The organism is Polaromonas sp. P1_E11 (genome assembly GCF_056405995.1).
Genome location: NZ_JBFUBA010000023.1, coordinates 1 through 541 on the forward strand (window position 1 = coordinate 1; position 541 = coordinate 541).

The 541-nt window shown below is 65.8% G+C and carries 1 protein-coding gene; it reads left to right on the forward strand.

The annotated features are described in order from the left end of the window. Positions 1 to 541, forward strand: a 541-nt coding sequence (locus AC1D11_RS22235) for a TonB-dependent receptor plug domain-containing protein (protein WP_477651507.1), incomplete at both ends; no start/stop codon positions are given.

Genomic DNA, 541 nt, shown 5'->3' on the forward strand with positions numbered 1-541 from the left:
GAAGAGGCCGTTGCCGATGCGTCTGCCGTGCCTTCGGGCGATATCGTGGTCACCGGGTCACGCGTTCCGCGCGCGGGCTTCACCGCGCCGACCCCGGTCACGGTTCTGGGCAATGACCAGCTCGTCAAATCCTCGCCCTCGACGCTCGCGGAGTCGCTGCGCCAGCTGCCCGCGCTCACCAACATGTCGGGGCCGCAACGCAACTCGGGTACCACAATGGGCGGGCAAAGCTTCCTCAACCTGCGTTCGCTTGGCGCGACGCGCACCCTCACCCTGCTCGACGGGAGGCGCGTGGTGTCCACGAACCTCACCGGCAGCGTCGATCTCAACATTCTTCCCGCCGGCATTGTCCAGCGTATCGAAGTCGTTACCGGCGGCGCTTCGGCGGCTTATGGCTCGGACGCGGTCGCGGGCGTCGTCAACTTCATCCTCGACAAGGAATTCACAGGCGTAAAGGGCGAGGTCAACGCCGGCATCGCCGAGCAGGGCGACAATCAGGAATTCCGCGCGACATTGTCGGGCGGCCTGTCCTTTGCGGATG